Source organism: Haloterrigena salina JCM 13891, from assembly GCF_000337495.1.
GTDB classification, from domain to species: domain Archaea; phylum Halobacteriota; class Halobacteria; order Halobacteriales; family Natrialbaceae; genus Haloterrigena; species Haloterrigena salina.
The window spans coordinates 164972-181238 of record NZ_AOIS01000037.1; the positions used below are offsets into that span (position 1 = coordinate 164972).

Consider the following 16267-nt stretch of genomic DNA (forward strand, 5'->3'; position numbering starts at 1 on the left):
TCGCGCACGGACTGTTACTGGTGCTCATAGCTAGTAATTTACGATTAGGAGCGCTCTGGAGCCGGAATTCGCGTCAGTACAACCGACAGACAGAAATTTGACGGTGATACGATCCGGTAATACAGTCATCGCTCGAAACCAACCGGCCCACTCTATGGTATCAGATGGTATTAGATGGTAACTAGTGGAAACCCTTATGTGGAGTGCGCTCGTTGATACAGGTGATGACGGACGACTCCGATCGATCGCTCTGGTTCCCGCCTGCGATGTTCACCGAACAGATGCAGGAGGCGGGCGAGCAAGTTGCCGAATCCCAGCAGGAGATGTTGAAGAAGATGATGCAGGCCAGTAGCTCGAACCCGTTCGATACGGGCTCGAGTTTCGGGCCGATGAACATGGGGACGGCGACGTTCAAAGCCCGCGTCCAGAGCGGCGGTCGGATCAGCATTCCCGGTCCAGAACGGGAAGCCCTCGACATCGAAGAGGGAGATATCGTCCAGACCGTCGTCGTCCCCGTCAAACGAAACCGAGAGGATCAATCATGACCCAGAACCCAGTCACCGCCGTCTTCGACGCCCAGCGCACCGCCATCGAACAGTCCCAGAGCATGACCCACGACGCCCTCGAGGCCCAGAAGTCCTCGATCGCCGCCTTCGGCGACGCCATCGAGTCCTCGGGCGCGCTGTTCGAGTCCAACGCGGAACTGACCAAGGGCGCCGTCCACGCCTACTTCGACGCCCTCGAGGCCTCGCTGCCCGAGGAAGCCGCCGAATTCGACGAGATCCGCGAACTCGTCGACGAGGGCTTTGACTCCGCAACCGAAGCGCAGTCCCAGTCGCTCGAGGCCGTCGTCGAGGCCATCGAGGAGTCCGAGGCCGCCTACGACGAGTTCGCCGCCAGCTACGCCGAGGTCGTCGACACGTCCTTCGACGCCTACCTCGAGGCCCACGAGCAGGTCGAAGCCAACGTTTCCGAGGCCGCCGAGAACGTCGAGGAGGCCGCCGAAGAGATCGACATCTCCGCATAACGCGCAACGCAGCCCCAGGCTTTTGCGGTTGGCCCGCTAATATTATTCCAATGTCAGATTCACAGCCCCAGTCACACGAGTGGAACGAGGTCGTCGAACAGTGGAACGAACAGTTCATGAACGCCTTGGAGGAGAACATGGAGGCCCAGGCCCAGTTCGTCGAGAGCTGGTCGGACGCCGTCGGCGAGGCGACCGAGGAGAACGAGATTTCGGAGGGCGTCGAGGGGTACGCCAAGGCCTACGAGACGTGGATGAACGCCTCCCAGCAGATGGTCGAGCGGATGAACGACCAGCTCGAGGGCGAGGACGTCGACGTCGAGGAGTTCCGCGACATCTGGCTCAACACGGCCAACGAGGCGTTCAAGGACGTCATGTCGACGACCGCCTTCGCCCGGATGACCGGTGAGACCGTCGGCGACGTCCTCGAGATGCAACAGCAGGCCCAGGAGACGTCCCAGGAGACCCTGCGGACACTCGGCTTCGCGACTGAGGACGACGTCGTCGAAATCGGCGACCGGCTGGTCGAACTCGAGCGTCGCCAGCACGACGTCGAGCAGAAACTCGACCGCGTTCTCGAGCACCTAGAGGAGCAATGAACAATCCATTCGCGACCGCCCTGAACATGCAGCGACAGGCCTGGGAGGCGACCGCCGATCTGGCCGAGAAGAGTCAGGTCGCCCCTGACCGCACCGAAACCGTCGAGAACATCGAGGTCGGTCAGACGCCCAGCGAGGTCGTCTACGAGGAGAACAAGCTGAAACTCCTCCACTACGAGTCCCAGACGGAGGAGCAACACGACGTGCCGATCCTCATCGTCTACGCGCTGATCAACAAACCCTACATCCTCGACCTCCAGCCGGACCGCTCGGTGGTCCGGACCTTACTCGAGTCCGGCTTCGACGTCTACCTGATCGACTGGGGCGAGCCCTCGAAGCTGGACCGCTCGCTGTCGCTGGACGACTACGTCAACCGCTACATCGACAACTGCGTCGACGTCGTCCGCGAGCGCTCAGACCAGGAGTCGATCAACATCCTCGGCTACTGCATGGGCGGCACGAAGTCGGCCATGTACGCCTCGCTGTACCCCGAGAAGGTTAAGAACCTCGGACTGATGGCCGCGGGCCTCTGTTTCGCCGGCGAGGGCGGCGTCCTCGAGCTCTGGGGCGGCGAGGAGTTCTACGACCCGGAAGCGGTCACCGAGACCTTCGACAACGTCCCCGCCGAGTTCTTGGACGTCGGCTTCGCGCTGATGGACCCCGTCGCGAACAACGTGACGAAGTACGTCCGGTTCTACGACAACATGGAGGACGAGGACTTCGTCGAGAACTTCGCCCGGATGGAGCGCTGGCTCGACGAGGGGATCGACGTCGCGGGCGAGGCCTACGAGGAGTTCATCCGCGACATCTACCAGGACAACAAGCTCTACAACAACGAGCTCTACCTGGGCGACGAGCGCGTCGACGTCTCCAACATCGACATGCCCGTCCTCCAGATCGTCGCCGAGTACGACCACCTCATCCCGCCGGGAGCCTCCAAGCCGTTCAACGAGGTCATCGGCTCCGACGACACCGAGGTCATGGAGTTCGCGACGGGCCACATCGGCATGTCCGTCTCCTCGCGCAGCCACGAGGAACTCTGGCCGCAGGTCAGCGAGTGGTTCGAGGAACGGTCGAACGGGGAAAGCGAGGCGCAACGCGCCTCGGATAGTCGAGCGGCGGAGCCGCGAGACACGGATGTCGAATCCGAGACGGAAGACGCCGCACTCGCAGAAGACGTCGCCGGCGACGAGTCGGGTCCTGAGGACCTCACGGACGGATCGGGCCTCGAGACGGACGCCGAGAGCGGTACCCAGACCGAACTCGACGCCGAGACCAGCGACCGCCACGGCGAGGACCGATCGGACGCGGAGATCGTCGAACGCGGCGAGGACGACGTTCAGGCGGAACCCGCCGAACCGGGCGAGATGAACGTCGACGAAGAGGTCGTCGAGGAGGTCACCGACGAAGACGTCGACGCCGAGTCGGCGATCGAGTCCGAGACCGACGATTTGACGGCCCTCGACGGCGTCGGACAGGCCTACGCGGATACGCTGGCCGAGGCCGGCATCGAGACGTTCGACGAGTTGGCCGACGCCGACGTCGCCGAACTGGCCACCGAGACGGGAATTTCGCCCAGTCGCATCGAAGACTGGATCGAGCAGACCGAGAGTCGATAGTATCGGTTCGGCTGTCGGGGACGCTCCCGGCTCGCTCGAGACCGACGGCTGGGCTCGAGCGGCCCCTAAACCATTATCCTCGTTGTATGTACTGATAACTAACAGGTCGTTATTTATCGGCGGCCGTTGAAGCCGTGAGTCATGTCCATGGATGGGCGAACCTGCATCATCACCGGCTCGGCGCGCGGCATCGGTCGGGGGATCGCGGAGCACCTCGGCGCGGAGGGTGCGAACGTCGTCATCAACTACCGCTCCTCGGAAGACGCCGCCCGAAATGCGGTCGACGCGATCGAGGACGCCGGCGGGAGCGCCGTCGCGGCCCAGGCCGACGTTACCGACCGCGAGGAGGTCGAACACATGCGGGAGGTCTGTCACGAGGCGTTCGGCCCGGCTGACGTTTTGGTCAACAACGCCGGCATCACGGCCGACGTACAGTTCACCGAGATGTCCCGGGAGGACTGGGATCGGGTAATGGACGTCAACCTCGGCGGGATGTTCAACTGCACTCAGGAATTCTTCGACGACATCTGGAACGCCCACGAGGGGCGTCTGATCAACATCTCGAGCGTCGTCGGCAAACAGGGGAACTTCGGCCAGGCCAACTACGCCGCCGCGAAAAGCGGCATGTTCGGCTTCACCCGAACCATCGCCCTCGAACTCGCCAAGGGCGGCTCGACGGCCAACTGCGTCGCTCCAGGCTTCACCCGGACCGACATGCTCGAGTCGGTTCCCGATCAGGTCTTAGAGCGGATCGTCTCGGGGATCCCCCTCGAGCGACTGGCCGAGGTCGAGGACATCGCGGCCGTGGTCCGGTTCCTCGCCAGCGAGGACTCCTCGTACGTCACCGGCGAGGTGATCGACGTCAACGGCGGGATGGACCTCTAGGTTCCGCCGATCTCGATTCCGTTCGATACGGGCTTCCGGTATCGCGATTCGCCCGAACGTTTCTCGAAACGATCGACAGATAGCGAACGCGCTGTGCCCGCAGTTCAGTCACCGTCGATCCGGAACCCACCGCTCACGGCGCTGAAAATCAACGGTCGGTGGGTCGACGTCGTAACCGACGACGGCCGCCAGCGGAACCAGCACCGCAAACAGCAGGAACGCAACCGGGGCCGTACTGAACGGATCCGGCGGCGTGATCGACGTCGAGAACAGGACCGCGGTTATCCCGCCGATACCGACCGCGCCGAGCAGTCGCTCGTCCGTCCGAGCGGCTCGGTCCGCTCGGGAAGCCGACGCCGATATACCGCGTACACCGGTCCACCGATCGGAGGCAAGAGGAAGACTGCTGCGCCCCAGCCAGTAGCGTTCGCGCCTCGAGCGGCCGCGTCCTTGGAGACCGCGTAGTAGAGACAGACTCCCGACACGGGAACGAGCGGAACGACGAGCAACAGCGGCAGAAGTTGGAGTTCGGTTGGCGACGTCATTCGTTCGAGCATCGCCGACCACTCAAACAGCTATTTTCCAATTATACCTTCCCGAAATCACCGTGCTCGGGTCGGTTCGAGCCAGTACCCTCGAGGACGTCGAGAGATAGTCCTATTGATCCACCGAACTGGCGACCGCCGAGAGATCCGAGATCGTCTCGCGCGTCTCGGCGACGAGTTCCCTCACGACCGCAGCCGCAGACTGCACCTCGTCGACTCCGCCGACGCTCTGGCCGGCGTACAGTGCCATCGNCGAGATCGTCTCGCGCGTCTCGGCGACGAGTTCCCTCACGACCGCAGCCGCAGACTGCACCTCGTCGACTCCGCCGACGCTCTGGCCGGCGTACAGTGCCATCGACTCGATATCGCCCTCGAGGTCGGGCGTCGCCAGCGCCTCGTCGTAGCGTTCGATTGGGTCGCCGTCACCGTCGTTCGTCCGCGCGACGACGTCGTCCTCGCCGGGCTGCTCGCCCGCAGGCGGCTCCCCGACCGCCCGCCAGCGCTCGAGGGTCTCGTTCTCGAGGACGCGATGGGGCATCCCCGGCCAGCCCTTATCGTACAGGGTCGTGTACGCGGTGTCGGTCTCGTCGCTCTCGCGGAGCCGTCGCCGATACGTTTCGTGTACGTTCGCCTCCTCGCACGCGACGAAGCGAGTGCCGAGCCACGCGCCGTCCGCGCCGAGTGCGAGCGCCGCCGCGACGCCGCGGCCGTCGGCGATCCCGCCCGCCGCGACGATCGGCACCGCGTCGCCGACCGCGTCCGCGACCCGCGGGACCAGCGCCGTCGTCGCGACCTCGCTCTGGACGTGCCCGCCGGCCTCGAGGCCCTGCGTGACGACGACGTCGACGCCGGCCTCGACGGCCTCGCGTGCGGCGTCCGCGCTGCCGACGGTCTGTAGCACCGTCCCGCCGGTGTCGTGGACGCGGTCGACGTACGGGGCCGCGTCGCCGAAGGAAAACGAGACGATCGGTGCGCCTGCCTCGAGGACGGCCTCGAGATGGGCGTCGGTGTCGATGACCGTCGTCGCGTCGTCCAGTGCGAGGTTGACGGCGAACGGCTCGTCGGTCCGCTCGCGGGTCTCGCGGATTACGTCGCGGGTCTCCTCGCGGTCGCGCCACGTGACGGCGAGGTGGCCCAGTCCGCCGGCGTTCGAAACGGCCGCCGCGAGTTCCGGGGTCGTCGCGCTGCCGATCGGCGCCTGGACGAGGGGGTACTCGATCTCGAGGGCGTCACAGAGCGGCGTCCGGAGTGCCATGATACGCCCCGGTTCGAGTCACTGGTATTTCACTTCCGGTGCTTCTCCTTGGTCACGACCTGGACGTTCTCGATCCCCGTCTCGGGATACTGCCCGTCGTCGTCCTTCTCGACGGCCTTGACCATGTCCCAGACGACGTTGAGCCCGGTCGTGACGCCCTCGAGGGCCTCCATCTCGCAGCCCGTCTTCCCGGTCGTCTCGACGGCGACCTCGAGTTCAACCCGATCCTCGCCCAGCGAGAACTCGGTGTCGACGTTGGTGATCGGGATCTGGTGGCACATCGGGATCGTCTCCCAGGTGTGTTTGACGGCCTGAATCGCACCGACGCGGGCGGTCGCGAGCACGTCGCCCTTTCCGATCTGGTCGTCGCGGATCGCCTTGATCGTCGAGGACTGGAGGCGGATCTCCCCGGCCGCGACCGCGCGGCGCTCGCTGTCGGGCTTGTCGCCGACGTCGACCATCTGGACGTCGCCCTCGTCGGTGGTGTGAGTGAGGTCGTCGGCCTCGCCGTCGTTCGAGTCCGCTCTCGGGTCCGGGTTCGAGCCCTCGGCCGGCGTCGGATCCTCAGACATCACCCTCACCTCCGTCCCACAGGACCGCTGGAAGTTCCGCGAGCATATCGGACGCGAGGAATCCGTACTCTTGGCTCTCTGCGAGGCGCTCGCCCGCGAGCCCGTTGACGTGGGCCCCCGCCGCGGCGGCGTCGAGGGGCTCGGCGTGCTCCAGCAGGGCGGCGACGACGCCGGCGAGCGTGTCGCCGGTGCCGCCGACCTTCATGCCGACGGTGCCCGAGCGGCTGATCCGCGTGCGCTCGCCGTCGGTGATCACGTCGTTTGCCCCCTTCGCGAGGACGACGTGGCCGAGCTCGGCCGCGAACGCTTCGATCTCGTCGGCTACCGACGCCAGGTCGTCGGTGTCCGGGCCGCCCATCCGCGCGAGTTCGCCGCGGTTTGGCGTACAGACCAGCGTCGCGTCGGTCTCGATCTCCGGAACGACCGCGAGGGCGTCGGCGTCGACGACCGCCCGGCCGGTGTAGGCTGAGAGGAACTGGCGGGTCGCCTCGAGGGTCTCGTCTTCGGTGCCGAGGCCGGGGCCGATGACGACGGCGTTATCGTACGCTTCGGCCGTCTCGAGGAGGTCGTCGGCCACCTCGGGCGTGAGGACATCGCTCTCGTAGGACTGGACGATCAGATCCTCGCTGTACCCCTGGATCTCGCCGGCGACGGAGTCGGGAGCCGCGACGAAGGCGAGTTCCGCGCTGGCCCGCAGGGCGGCCTGGGCCGCCAGCGCCGGCGCGCCGGTGTAGGGACCCCCGCCGATGATATTCGGCCGTCCCTCGCGAGTGTCGGGTCGCGCGAGGTCGACGTCGCCGGGTCCGACGTCCCGTTCGGCCGCGGTCGGGATACCGATATCTGCGACCGCGAGCTCCGCGTTGAGGTCCTCGAGTCCCGGCTTCGCGTCGTGGAACGTGACGACGCGGTCCGCCTCGACGCCGTTGTCGGCGTGATCGCCCCCGTCGGCGTCGAAGCCGGAGGGGACGTCAACCGCCACGACGGTCGCGTCGGCGGCATTGATCGCGTCGGCCGCGGTCGCCGCGGGTTCCCGGAGGTCGCCGCTGATCCCCGTCCCCAGCATCGCGTCCACGACGACGTCGCACTCGGGGAGTTCGAACCCGCTCGAGTCCGCGATCTCTCGCGTCTCGTAGTCGGTCCGCTGGAGGGCCTCCCAGTTCTCGCGAGCGATGTCCGTGCCGATGTTCGCGGCGCGGCCGAGCAGGAGGGTCGTGACGTCGTACCCATCTAGAAAGCGGGCGGCGACGAACGCGTCTCCGCCGTTGTTGCCTCGGCCGGCGACGATCGCGACTCGAGCCCCCGGTTCGGCGGCGTCGCGGACCGCGCGGGCGACGGCGTTCCCGCTCGACTCCATCAACTGCTTTCGCGGCACGCCCAGCGCCGCGGCGTTCTCGTCGACGGCGCCCATTCGCTCGCCTGTGATCATGTCCGGGGGTTCGACGGGCCGTCCGTTCAACGTTGCGGACCGGTGGTACTCGGTCGAACGTCCGTAAGCGATACCGTCAATCGTCTCGAGCCCCGAGTACCGTCGTGAACGTCTTCTGGCTCGACGAGGACCCGCGGCTCGCCGCGCGCTATCACTGCGATCAGCACGTCAACAAGCTGCTGCTCGAGGCCGCGCAGGTCCTCTGCACTGCGGCCCGGGAGAACGGCTACGAGGCGGACTTCCTCTACCAAGCGACCCACGTCGACCACCCCGTCACGACGTGGGCGACCGAGTCGCGGTCGAACTGGCTTCGCCTCCGAGAACACGCCGCGGCGCTCAACGCCGAGTTCGTCGAGCGATACGACAAGGACGACGACCACGCCTCCTGGCAGGTGATCGAGCGCATCGATCCCGAGGCGATCGAATTCCCCGACGAGGAGCCGACGCCCCGGCCCCAGACGATGCCCGACGAGTACAAACGGCCCGACGATCCCGTTGCGGCCTATCGGGCCTACTACGCCGGCGAGAAGGCCGAGATGGCCGAGTGGAAGTACACCGAGGAGCCGCCGTGGCTCGAGGCGTATCTGATCGAGTCCGTCTGACCGCTCGCTTCGGTCCCGACGGAGTCCTCGAATCGATCAGCACGGATACTGTCCGTTACGTCACACTTATCCGACGTAGTAGCGTCATTCTACTGTGATGTTCCCGCCGATCGCCTCCCGAGATTCGATCGTCTCCGACGACGTGAATCCCCTCACGGAAGCCTACAGGGACGTCGTCATCTACGACGAACCGGTCGACGACGAGCCGCTCTACGAGGGGCCGATCGTCGTCCACGCCAACGGGTGGATCGAACTCGAAGGTAATCGACTCCTCTCCCCGAGCGCGATCCACCATATCGATATCTACGACGACGAGGTCACGGAATCGGGGGCCGAATGCGAGGGCTCGGGAGACCACCACGCCGACGGTCGAGAGTAGAACGATCGGTGACGGCGACCGCCGAACGGATCGGTTCGGTCCTCGAGGCGGCCGACAGCAGCGCCGAACACCGGTTCAGTACTGAATTTCGAAGCCGTCCTCGCCCCGTGGCTCCTCGTACTCGACCTCGACGTCCTCGACGTCGGCCGCGGGACTGCCCGTGTGACACCACTCGATCATCCCCTCGACGGCGTCCTCGGGCCCTTCGAAGATCGCCTCGACGCGGCCGTCGTCCAAGTTCTTCACCCAGCCGTCGACGCCCCTCTCGCGGGCCGTGTCTCGAGTGTTCGCGCGGTAGTAGACGCCCTGTACCGTCCCGGAGACGAAGACGTGTGCGCGGGTTCGTCCTGCCATGTGCGAGGGATCGACCGCGAGCGGCAAAAAGTCGACTCTACGACGCGAGTGCTGCCCGACCGACTCCACGCCGTGGCGCGCGCTGTCGGGCGTCCGAGCGAAGCGAGGTGCGACCGACGGAGCCGTGCGAGGGAGAAATGAGCGAATCGGTTGGGGAGGCCGTGGAATCCCCTGTTGCCGCGATAGGGGGTGTTCCTGTCTCGTATTCTCTTATACGGCTCGAGCGTGACCGCTAAAGCGGGATCAGGTCACACTCGAGGAGTTCTTTTGACTCGGGAACCGAACACGAGAGGACACGACCATGGGCATCATCGAACACATCGAAGACGAGTATCTCGACGTCTCGAGTAGCCGCGCGACGCTCCGGGAACTACTCGAGTTGCTCGTCGGTGCGATCCTGTTCGTCCTCGTTGCGAGCGGATTCGCCTACTATCTGATCGGCGAGACGGCCGCTCGTTACGTCGCCGCCATACTCGCAGCTATCTTCGGCATTATGCTCGTCTCGCAGGCCTACTGGGCAGTCACCGGTCGCGAGGACTACGAGTGAACCGCTCGCTGTCGACGGTGAGACCGACGTTCGAGACCGCGCACTCGAGCAGTGCGGACTCGGACTCGCTTCTTGCTGAACACGTCGGCGCTACTCACGCCGGCCGTTCGTACCGGCGAGCGCCGCGGATCATGCGGACGGTGAGACCGAACACCGCGACGACGAAGACGATCCAGACGAGGTCGGAGCCACCGAGGGGTTCCGCGTACTCCACGACGGCGACGAGCGCCAGCAGTCCAGCGACGTACAGCGTGTTCGTCCCGACGAAGTCCGCCAGACCCTCCTCGTCGGTAACGCGGTCGGAATCGTGGCCCGCGATCAGCCGAACCATCCCGAAGTACTTGATCGCGACGCCGAGCGCGCCGACGAACCCGGCGGCCGCGAGCAGCGAGAGGATCGATCCGTCGACCATACGAGCATATTGACAGCAGTATTACAAAATTGTTCCGTGCGAACGGCGTCACTCGCCGGTCCGCAGGTGGTGGAAGATGTAGGTCTGGGCGTACCCGGCGTACTCCCCGCCCAGTCGCTCGCGGATCGCCCGCGAGGTCGCGGCGTAGGAGCCCCGTTCGCAGTCGGGGTAGTACTCCTCGACGGCCGACTTGAGCCACGTGTCGAGGGGGACGGCCTCGTCGAATCCCAGCGAGAACAGGAGCACGCAGTCGGCGACCTTGTCGCCGACGCCAACGAATCGGGTCAGGTACTCTCGAGCGGGCTCGTATGCGAGATCCCGTGCTTCCTCAGGGTGGGCCTCGCCGTCGGCCACCATCTCGGCCGTGCGAACGACGTAGGGGGCCCGGTAGCCCAGTCCCAGATCCCGCAGTTCGGCCTCGGTCGCCGCCGCGAGTTGCGCCGGCGTCGGGAACGCGTGGTAGGTCTCGCCGTCGAACGATATTGCGTCGCCGTATTCTCGAGCCAGCGTCGAGACCATCGTGTGGATCCGGCCGACCCGCATCTGCGTCGAACAGATAAACGAGATCAGGCAGCCGAAGGCCGGATCGTCGACCAGTCGCATCCCGCGGTGGGCCTCGTAGGCCTCCCGGAGGAGGGGGTCGTCCGGCGCCGCGTCGACGATCGCCTCGAGGTCGTCGTCCAGGCGCAGCAGTTCGCGGACGATCGGTTCGGCATCGGTCGTCGATTCCCACTCGAGGCGGCCGGTCGTCGCGTCGGCCGCCACGCCGGCGGTCGGATCGCCCTCGGGGCCGCCGCGGCGACGAACCCGGATCACTTCCCCGTCGACGACGGTGTGATACCACGCCTCCGGCGCCGGCGACCCGCCGTACATCTCGCCGTCGCTGCGCCGCCAGAGGTAGCTCTGTCCGCTCTCGAGCGTGCGGTACAGGTCGAGACCGCCCCCGAGTTCGTCGACCGGAATCGTCCCTGTCTCCATCTAGCCGTCCGTTCGGGGGCGCGGGCTTTTGCCTTTCGAACCGGCGGGGCGGACGGGTGGCCGGTCGATCGAACCAGCCGTACAGTGCGTGATATTACCTAGCTATCCGGCCGACGGGGCGCTCGCCGGGCAGAGCTAGCTCTCGAACAGAGTGTCCTGTCTCCTGAGGCGAACTTTCATACTGGATGCGACACAATATCCGCACATGAACTGCAGGGTTGTCGTCGAAGCCGCCGTGCCGGTGTTCGATGTGGAAACTCCGGACGAGGCGATTCGCATCGCCATTTCGAAGACGGGGGAGATGTTAAACCCTGACTTAAACTACGTCGAGATCAACATGGGCGAGCGCACCGCTCCATCGGGAGAGGAGCTCCCCCCCGCCTTCATCGCGGCCGACGAGGCGCTGGTCGCGCTCGAACTGGAGATGACCGTCTTCAACGTCGAGCGCGAGGAACACGCCTCCCGCATCGCGCGCAAGGAGATCGGCCAACTCCTCGAGAACATCCCCCTCGAGGTCATCGAGGTCGAGGAACTTGAGGAAGACGAAGTCGACGACGAGTCGGACACCGAGACGGAGGAGTCGTCGACCGCGGAGACCGATAACGAGGAGACCGACGACGAGGAGATCCTCCCCGAGTTCGAGGATCTGGTTGAGTAACTACCGTCCCCGGCTGCCTTCCCGGTCCTAGTGTATTTTCGCGAGCGCTATGCACAACGATGAACAGGAGTCCGACTATCGCGACGGCTAGTAGCGCGAGTATCGTGAGACCTAGCAGAATGGCGCTCGTCGCCGACGAGGCTCACAAGAGGCCAGCGTAGCGACGCGAAGACGAGTCTCGCCAGTCAGCGGTTGCATTATCGAAGGAGATGTCGTCTGTCTCAGTCCGCAGTAGCGGCGACTGCTTCCTGCTCCCCCTCGCGCATGTTCTTCGTGATTCCCCCGGCGAGTGCGAAGACAGCAGCTTTGTGATCAGTTTTCGACTTGTGGATCGATGTCGGTCGGATACCCCGCGACTCGTACTCCTCGAGATCGATAGTACAGTCATCCCACTCCGCGCACTGGTTCGATACCTCCGCGAGAAGGCCGTGAAGGTGAATGAGCTCCTGCTTCTTCATAACCATGCAATCATACCCACTGCAGGGTTATATTATTATCTTGAGTCGCGTTAGCACGGACCCCGAGTTCGGTCGACAGGACGTCGCCAGATAGAAATCGCGGAAAGGGGTCCCTACTCGGTGCAAAACCGCTCGAAGGAAGCGCGTACAATGGGGTATTACACGAATAATGAGCCCTTTCATCGGGGGGTTTGAACGCACCAGTCAGGCTCGGTAAACGGTCACTACTACTGGACACTGGCACAAGAGAATCGAAGAAGTGGGCGGATCGCGCTCCGCACTGCGAGGGGTCGATCGCTAGCCGAGTTGTTTCAACGTCTGGAGATCCCGATCGGTTCGCGTGAACTCGGACATCCGCCGCGAGGCGTGACAGCCGGGGCAGTGAAACATGTCGGCGGCAGCGGGGAGTTCGCCGGGAGAAATCTGCCAATCTTTCGCACATTCTGGACACAACAGTTGCACGGTCGTCTCATCCATGCTATGATATTCCACACCGTGCCTCAAAAGTGTTGTCGCTTCCTAATCAACCGCTTACGGCACCCGAGGTCGAATCGAAACCGCCGATGACAGACCCCGAAACATCGCGTTTACGCCGGGGCTGCCGTGTCGGAGGCCTCGAGCAGTTCCTTGTAGCGGTTGCGGATCGTGACCTCGGAGATGCTGGCGACTTCGCTGACGTCGTTCTGGGTGACCTTCTCGTTGGTCAGCAGGGCGGCGGCGTAGACCGCGGCGGCCGCGAGGCCGACCGGCGACTTGCCGCTGTGGACGCCCTCCTGACGGGCCGACTCGAGCAGCTCGCGGGCCATGCGCTCGGTCTCGTCCGAGAGGTCGAGGTCGCTGACGAACCGCGGCACGTAGTGTTCGGGATCGGCCGGCTTGACTTCGAGGCCGAGTTCCCGGATGATGTACCGGTACGTGCGGGTCAGCTCCATCTTCTCGACGCGGCTGACGGCCGAGATCTCGTCTAAGCTACGCGGCGTGCCGGCCTGTCGTGCGGCGGCGTACAGCGAGGCCGTCGCGACGCCCTCGATCGAACGGCCCGGCAGCAGGTCCTCCTCGAGTGCGCGGCGGTAGATCACGCTGGCGGTCTCGCGGACGTTCTCCGGGAGGCCGAGCGCGCTCGCCATCCGATCGATCTCGCCCAGCGCCTGCTTGAGGTTTCGCTCCTTGGAGTCGCGGGTGCGGAATCGCTCGTTCCAGGTGCGGAGGCGCTGCATCTTCTGGCGCTGGCGACTCGAGAGGGCCCGCCCGTAGGCGTCCTTGTCCTGCCAGCCGATGTTCGTCGAGAGGCCCTGGTCGTGCATCATGTTCGTCGTCGGCGCGCCGACGCGGGACTTCTCGTCCTTCTCGGCGGCGTCGAAGGCCCGCCACTCGGGGCCGCGGTCGATCTCGTCTTCCTCGACGACGAGACCGCAGTCTTCACAGACCGTCTCGGCGTGTTCGGCGTCCGATACGACTCGGCCGCCACACTCGGGGCAGCGCTCTTGCTCTCCCGACTGTTCGGTCGTTTCCTCGCTCTCCGTCTCGCCTGAGTACGTTTTGATTGTGGTGTCTGTCATGGTGTATGTATCGGGTGCGTTACTCGGGGCTCCCGGGTGGGGTAACCAGAAGAAACCCGGTCGCCTCAGCTAACATAGAGTAAGGCCGTGAACCATATAAAGGTTTCGCCTGTCTTATAAACTGTTCGGATTTTCTATTATATATGTTGCGGTTATATTGCTGTTACTCGTGTGGATTTTAGGGGTGTCGCGACGACGCCCTCCGCCGACGGTCCGGCAGTGTGAGTTACCCGCCGACGAACTCGGCCCGACTCGGTCGGCGCGTCCCATCACCATCGCGGTCGACCCTACAACAGCGAGCTACAGAAGTGTAGTGTCCAACTGTATTGGTACCGCGTCTCGCCGTCCGCGCTCCGTTTCCTCGCCCTCGAAGCCGACGCGGCTCGCTGGCCGCGAGCGGACCGCTAGACCGTAAATAGGTGACCCTCAGTCGGCACGTCGAACAGGCCGACTCGAGCGCCCGCGTCGAGCCACGCGTGGCCGTAGGAGAACGACGCCAGCGCGTTGACGAGATCGTCTTCCTCGCGGAAGTGACGACCGTCCTCGAGGTACGACGACGCCATCTCGTAACATTCGGCCGCCGCCTCGGCCATCGGGGTCCCCTCCGGCGGCGCGACCGACGCCGCCTCGAGGGCCTCCGCGAGCAACTCGCCGTAGCGATCCGTCTTCTCCTCGAGATCCGCAGCCATGGTCGATACTCGTCGGTCGAGACCGTAAGTGCGTTGTCTCGCTCGGCCGTCGGCGGCGAATCGGCGACAGATGGACGCCGGGGGTCGCCTTCCACTATCGCCTACGAGAAAGCGGAGTCGGGACTCGACGCCGCGCCACCGTCGGCAGCGCCGGCACGGCGAGTGCGACCGACACCGATGGTAACCGGGAAGAAACGATCGGAAACAACAGTATAACGACCGCATAGGTATCACGCGACGACTCGTCTCCGTCGCCAGTGCGACTACTGCAGGTGTTCGTCCCGGCCGAAACGCGGGACGCAGCGCTCGACGTGCTCGAGGACGAGGGCCTCGATTACGTTCGAACGAACGAGAGCAGCGACCGAGGGGAGGGCGAACTCGTCACGTTCCCGATCCCGACGCAGGCGGTCGACAGCGTGCTCACGTCGCTGCGCGAGGCCGGCGTCGATGACGACTTCATCGTCGTCTCCTCGATCGAGACGGCCCGGACGCCGCGAATCGAGGAGCTCGAGGAACGGTACGTCAACGGACAGGAGGAAGACGACAGCATCGCCCGCGAGGAGATCCGCACGCGGGCGCTGAACATGATGCCCGGTCGCGTCACCTACTACGTGATGACGGTCCTGAGCGCGATCGTCGCGACGGCGGGCTTGCTGCTGGACTCGCCGGCGATCGTCGTCGGCTCGATGGTGATCGCGCCGCAGGTCAGCGCCGCGCTGACGGGGACCGTCGGCCTCGTGCTCGACGACCGCGACATGATCGCCGGCGGACTCACCTCGCTGGCGATGGGGCTCGTCGTCGCCATCGCCAGCGCCTTCGCCTTCGCGTGGCTGGTCCGGTCCGGCGGGGTCGTTCCCTCGACGATCGACATCACGGCCATCGTGCAGGTCCAGAACCGGATCTCGCCGGGGCTGCTCGCGCTCGTAGTCGGCGTCTGTGCCGGCGCCGCCGGTGCGTTCGGCCTCGCGACGGCGATCCCCGTCTCGCTGGTCGGCGTGATGATCGCCGTCGCGCTCATCCCGGCGGCCGCGGCGGTCGGCATCGGGCTGGCCTGGGGCGAGACGACCGTCGCCGTCGGCGCCGGCGCGCTGGTCGCCGTCAACGCCACGTCGATCCTCTTCGCCGGCCTCGCGGTCTTCTGGTATCTGGGCTATCGGCCCGACGGCTGGACGCGGGGATCGCTCCGGGCCAACGTCCCCGGCGAGTGGCTCGACACCCTCCTCATCGCCGCCGTCGTCGGCATGCTCGTCTTCGCCGCCGGTGGGTTGGTCATCGGCCAGTACGTAAGCCATCAGAACGCCGTCAACGACGAGGTGCGGACCGTCCTCGAGGACGAGGCGTACGACGACCTCGAACTCGTCGAGGTGCGCGCCGAGTTCGTCGGCCCCGGAACCGACGGTGAGTCGGCGGTCACCGTCGTCGTCCAGCGACCCGCCGACGTTCCGTATCCGACACTCGTCCCGACCCTCGAGGCCGGCCTCGAGGACCGGACCGAGCGCGACGTGGCCGTGACCGTCGAGTTCGTCGAGAGCGGGGCCCCACAGGCCTCGTAGTGGGAAGCGGACCCCACGAGCCTCGTAGTCAATAGCGAGGTGCGAGACGCCTCGCGACCGCGAGCGGAGATCGGCCGACGGCGGCGACGCGTCACAGCAACCGCTCGAGATTGCTGAGAACGCAAGGGGTTTAGGCGCTCTATCCCAACCCTG

General features: G+C 65.5%; 21 protein-coding genes. 10 read left to right on the forward strand and 11 right to left on the reverse strand.

The annotated features are described in order from the left end of the window. Nucleotides 1–224: 224 nt before the first annotated feature. The 5 genes from C477_RS11405 (at nucleotide 225) to C477_RS11425 (ending at nucleotide 4127) form a co-directional block, all read left to right on the forward strand. Nucleotides 225–545 (forward strand): AbrB/MazE/SpoVT family DNA-binding domain-containing protein, encoded by a 321-nt coding sequence (locus tag C477_RS11405; RefSeq protein ID WP_008894639.1) that lies wholly within the window; start codon nucleotides 225–227, stop codon nucleotides 543–545. Beyond that, the gene (locus C477_RS11410) at nucleotides 542–1027 is read left to right on the forward strand and encodes a hypothetical protein (RefSeq protein ID WP_008894640.1); all 486 of its coding nucleotides are present in this window, start codon (nucleotides 542–544) and stop codon (nucleotides 1025–1027) included. The genes C477_RS11405 and C477_RS11410 overlap by 4 nt, the downstream gene beginning before the upstream one ends. 50 nt (nucleotides 1028–1077) lie before the next feature. Then, nucleotides 1078–1623: a poly(R)-hydroxyalkanoic acid synthase subunit PhaE gene (locus tag C477_RS11415; RefSeq protein ID WP_008894641.1), complete on the forward strand. Its 546-nt coding sequence runs from the start codon at nucleotides 1078–1080 to the stop codon at nucleotides 1621–1623. Beyond that, entirely contained in the window at nucleotides 1620–3242 is a 1623-nt protein-coding gene (phaC, locus tag C477_RS11420; RefSeq protein ID WP_008894642.1) for a class III poly(R)-hydroxyalkanoic acid synthase subunit PhaC, read from the forward strand. Before C477_RS11415 ends, phaC begins: the two co-directional genes overlap by 4 nt. A gap of 141 nt (nucleotides 3243–3383) precedes the next feature. Beyond that, nucleotides 3384–4127, forward strand: coding sequence for a beta-ketoacyl-ACP reductase (locus C477_RS11425; RefSeq protein ID WP_008894643.1), 744 nt, complete (start codon nucleotides 3384–3386; stop codon nucleotides 4125–4127). A gap of 281 nt (nucleotides 4128–4408) precedes the next feature. On the opposite strand, the gene C477_RS24515 is transcribed toward C477_RS11425, so the two are convergent. From C477_RS24515 to C477_RS11445, 4 genes are all read right to left on the reverse strand, one after another. Continuing rightward, on the reverse strand, nucleotides 4409–4672 hold the full coding sequence (locus C477_RS24515) for a hypothetical protein (protein ID WP_239641869.1): 264 nt from the start codon (nucleotides 4670–4672) through the stop codon (nucleotides 4409–4411). Nucleotides 4673–4784: 112 nt separating this feature from the next. Continuing rightward, nucleotides 4785–5927, reverse strand: coding sequence for an NAD(P)H-dependent flavin oxidoreductase (locus tag C477_RS11435; RefSeq protein ID WP_008894645.1), 1143 nt, complete (start codon nucleotides 5925–5927; stop codon nucleotides 4785–4787). 29 nt (nucleotides 5928–5956) lie between these two features. After that, nucleotides 5957–6499 carry a cyclic pyranopterin monophosphate synthase MoaC gene (gene moaC / locus C477_RS11440; protein ID WP_008894646.1) on the reverse strand — a complete coding sequence of 181 codons (543 nt, stop codon included), beginning with the start codon at nucleotides 6497–6499 and terminating at the stop codon, nucleotides 5957–5959. Then, nucleotides 6492–7925: a bifunctional ADP-dependent NAD(P)H-hydrate dehydratase/NAD(P)H-hydrate epimerase gene (locus C477_RS11445; RefSeq protein ID WP_008894647.1), complete on the reverse strand. Its 1434-nt coding sequence runs from the start codon at nucleotides 7923–7925 to the stop codon at nucleotides 6492–6494. Before C477_RS11445 ends, moaC begins: the two co-directional genes overlap by 8 nt. A 104-nt stretch (nucleotides 7926–8029) precedes the next feature. On the opposite strand from C477_RS11445, the gene C477_RS11450 reads away from it, so the two are divergent. Continuing rightward, nucleotides 8030–8527, forward strand: a complete 498-nt coding sequence (locus C477_RS11450) for a hypothetical protein (protein WP_008894648.1) — start codon at nucleotides 8030–8032, stop codon at nucleotides 8525–8527. Nucleotides 8528–8624: 97 nt separating this feature from the next. Continuing rightward, nucleotides 8625–8906 carry a hypothetical protein gene (locus C477_RS11455; protein ID WP_008894649.1) on the forward strand — a complete coding sequence of 94 codons (282 nt, stop codon included), beginning with the start codon at nucleotides 8625–8627 and terminating at the stop codon, nucleotides 8904–8906. A 75-nt stretch (nucleotides 8907–8981) separates the two neighbouring features. Here the strand turns inward: C477_RS11455 and C477_RS11460 are convergent, their stop codons facing one another. Then, nucleotides 8982–9260 (reverse strand): acylphosphatase, encoded by a 279-nt coding sequence (locus C477_RS11460; protein WP_008894650.1) that lies wholly within the window; start codon nucleotides 9258–9260, stop codon nucleotides 8982–8984. Nucleotides 9261–9561: 301 nt separating this feature from the next. On the opposite strand from C477_RS11460, the gene C477_RS11465 reads away from it, so the two are divergent. Then, nucleotides 9562–9807, forward strand: coding sequence for a hypothetical protein (locus C477_RS11465; RefSeq protein WP_008894651.1), 246 nt, complete (start codon nucleotides 9562–9564; stop codon nucleotides 9805–9807). Nucleotides 9808–9901: 94 nt separating this feature from the next. On the opposite strand, the gene C477_RS11470 is transcribed toward C477_RS11465, so the two are convergent. Continuing rightward, nucleotides 9902–10219 carry a DUF3784 domain-containing protein gene (locus C477_RS11470; RefSeq protein WP_008894652.1) on the reverse strand — a complete coding sequence of 106 codons (318 nt, stop codon included), beginning with the start codon at nucleotides 10217–10219 and terminating at the stop codon, nucleotides 9902–9904. A 48-nt stretch (nucleotides 10220–10267) separates the two neighbouring features. Next, entirely contained in the window at nucleotides 10268–11197 is a 930-nt protein-coding gene (locus C477_RS11475; RefSeq protein WP_008894653.1) for a DNA-3-methyladenine glycosylase family protein, read from the reverse strand. A 205-nt stretch (nucleotides 11198–11402) separates the two neighbouring features. Between C477_RS11475 and C477_RS11480 the strand changes: the two genes are divergently transcribed. Then, nucleotides 11403–11855: a DUF555 domain-containing protein gene (locus tag C477_RS11480; RefSeq protein WP_008894654.1), complete on the forward strand. Its 453-nt coding sequence runs from the start codon at nucleotides 11403–11405 to the stop codon at nucleotides 11853–11855. A 221-nt stretch (nucleotides 11856–12076) separates the two neighbouring features. Here the strand turns inward: C477_RS11480 and C477_RS11485 are convergent, their stop codons facing one another. The 4 genes from C477_RS11485 to C477_RS11500 form a co-directional block, all read right to left on the reverse strand. Further along, nucleotides 12077–12313, reverse strand: coding sequence for a UPF0058 family protein (locus tag C477_RS11485; protein WP_049914513.1), 237 nt, complete (start codon nucleotides 12311–12313; stop codon nucleotides 12077–12079). A gap of 297 nt (nucleotides 12314–12610) precedes the next feature. Next, the gene (locus C477_RS11490; RefSeq protein ID WP_008894656.1) at nucleotides 12611–12790 is read right to left on the reverse strand and encodes a DUF7836 family putative zinc-binding protein; all 180 of its coding nucleotides are present in this window, start codon (nucleotides 12788–12790) and stop codon (nucleotides 12611–12613) included. Between the two features lie 110 nt (nucleotides 12791–12900). Beyond that, nucleotides 12901–13872 carry a transcription initiation factor IIB gene (locus tag C477_RS11495; RefSeq protein ID WP_008894657.1) on the reverse strand — a complete coding sequence of 324 codons (972 nt, stop codon included), beginning with the start codon at nucleotides 13870–13872 and terminating at the stop codon, nucleotides 12901–12903. 404 nt (nucleotides 13873–14276) lie between these two features. Then, nucleotides 14277–14561: a DUF357 domain-containing protein gene (locus C477_RS11500; protein WP_008894658.1), complete on the reverse strand. Its 285-nt coding sequence runs from the start codon at nucleotides 14559–14561 to the stop codon at nucleotides 14277–14279. Nucleotides 14562–14818: 257 nt separating this feature from the next. Between C477_RS11500 and C477_RS11505 the strand changes: the two genes are divergently transcribed. Beyond that, nucleotides 14819–16114 (forward strand): DUF389 domain-containing protein, encoded by a 1296-nt coding sequence (locus tag C477_RS11505; RefSeq protein WP_008894659.1) that lies wholly within the window; start codon nucleotides 14819–14821, stop codon nucleotides 16112–16114. The last annotated feature ends 153 nt before the right edge of the window (nucleotides 16115–16267 follow it).

Excerpts from the sequence above, each read along its gene's own strand:
- C477_RS11405 (WP_008894639.1), top strand. The coding sequence starts at position 225 with ATGACGGACGACTCCGATCGATCGCTCTGGTTCCCGCCTGCGATGTTC.
- C477_RS11455 (WP_008894649.1), top strand. The coding sequence starts at position 8,625 with ATGTTCCCGCCGATCGCCTCCCGAGATTCGATCGTCTCCGACGACGTG.
- C477_RS11495 (WP_008894657.1), bottom strand. The coding sequence starts at position 13,872 with ATGACAGACACCACAATCAAAACGTACTCAGGCGAGACGGAGAGCGAG.
- C477_RS11465 (WP_008894651.1), top strand. The coding sequence starts at position 9,562 with ATGGGCATCATCGAACACATCGAAGACGAGTATCTCGACGTCTCGAGT.
- C477_RS11490 (WP_008894656.1), bottom strand. The coding sequence starts at position 12,790 with ATGGATGAGACGACCGTGCAACTGTTGTGTCCAGAATGTGCGAAAGAT.
- C477_RS11460 (WP_008894650.1), bottom strand. The coding sequence starts at position 9,260 with ATGGCAGGACGAACCCGCGCACACGTCTTCGTCTCCGGGACGGTACAG.
- C477_RS11500 (WP_008894658.1), bottom strand. The coding sequence starts at position 14,561 with ATGGCTGCGGATCTCGAGGAGAAGACGGATCGCTACGGCGAGTTGCTC.
- C477_RS11425 (WP_008894643.1), top strand. The coding sequence starts at position 3,384 with ATGTCCATGGATGGGCGAACCTGCATCATCACCGGCTCGGCGCGCGGC.
- C477_RS11415 (WP_008894641.1), top strand. The coding sequence starts at position 1,078 with ATGTCAGATTCACAGCCCCAGTCACACGAGTGGAACGAGGTCGTCGAA.
- C477_RS11475 (WP_008894653.1), bottom strand. The coding sequence starts at position 11,197 with ATGGAGACAGGGACGATTCCGGTCGACGAACTCGGGGGCGGTCTCGAC.
- C477_RS24515 (WP_239641869.1), bottom strand. The coding sequence starts at position 4,672 with ATGACGTCGCCAACCGAACTCCAACTTCTGCCGCTGTTGCTCGTCGTT.
- C477_RS11485 (WP_049914513.1), bottom strand. The coding sequence starts at position 12,313 with ATGAAGAAGCAGGAGCTCATTCACCTTCACGGCCTTCTCGCGGAGGTA.
- C477_RS11470 (WP_008894652.1), bottom strand. The coding sequence starts at position 10,219 with ATGGTCGACGGATCGATCCTCTCGCTGCTCGCGGCCGCCGGGTTCGTC.
- moaC (WP_008894646.1), bottom strand. The coding sequence starts at position 6,499 with ATGTCTGAGGATCCGACGCCGGCCGAGGGCTCGAACCCGGACCCGAGA.
- C477_RS11445 (WP_008894647.1), bottom strand. The coding sequence starts at position 7,925 with ATGATCACAGGCGAGCGAATGGGCGCCGTCGACGAGAACGCCGCGGCG.
- C477_RS11480 (WP_008894654.1), top strand. The coding sequence starts at position 11,403 with ATGAACTGCAGGGTTGTCGTCGAAGCCGCCGTGCCGGTGTTCGATGTG.
- phaC (WP_008894642.1), top strand. The coding sequence starts at position 1,620 with ATGAACAATCCATTCGCGACCGCCCTGAACATGCAGCGACAGGCCTGG.
- C477_RS11410 (WP_008894640.1), top strand. The coding sequence starts at position 542 with ATGACCCAGAACCCAGTCACCGCCGTCTTCGACGCCCAGCGCACCGCC.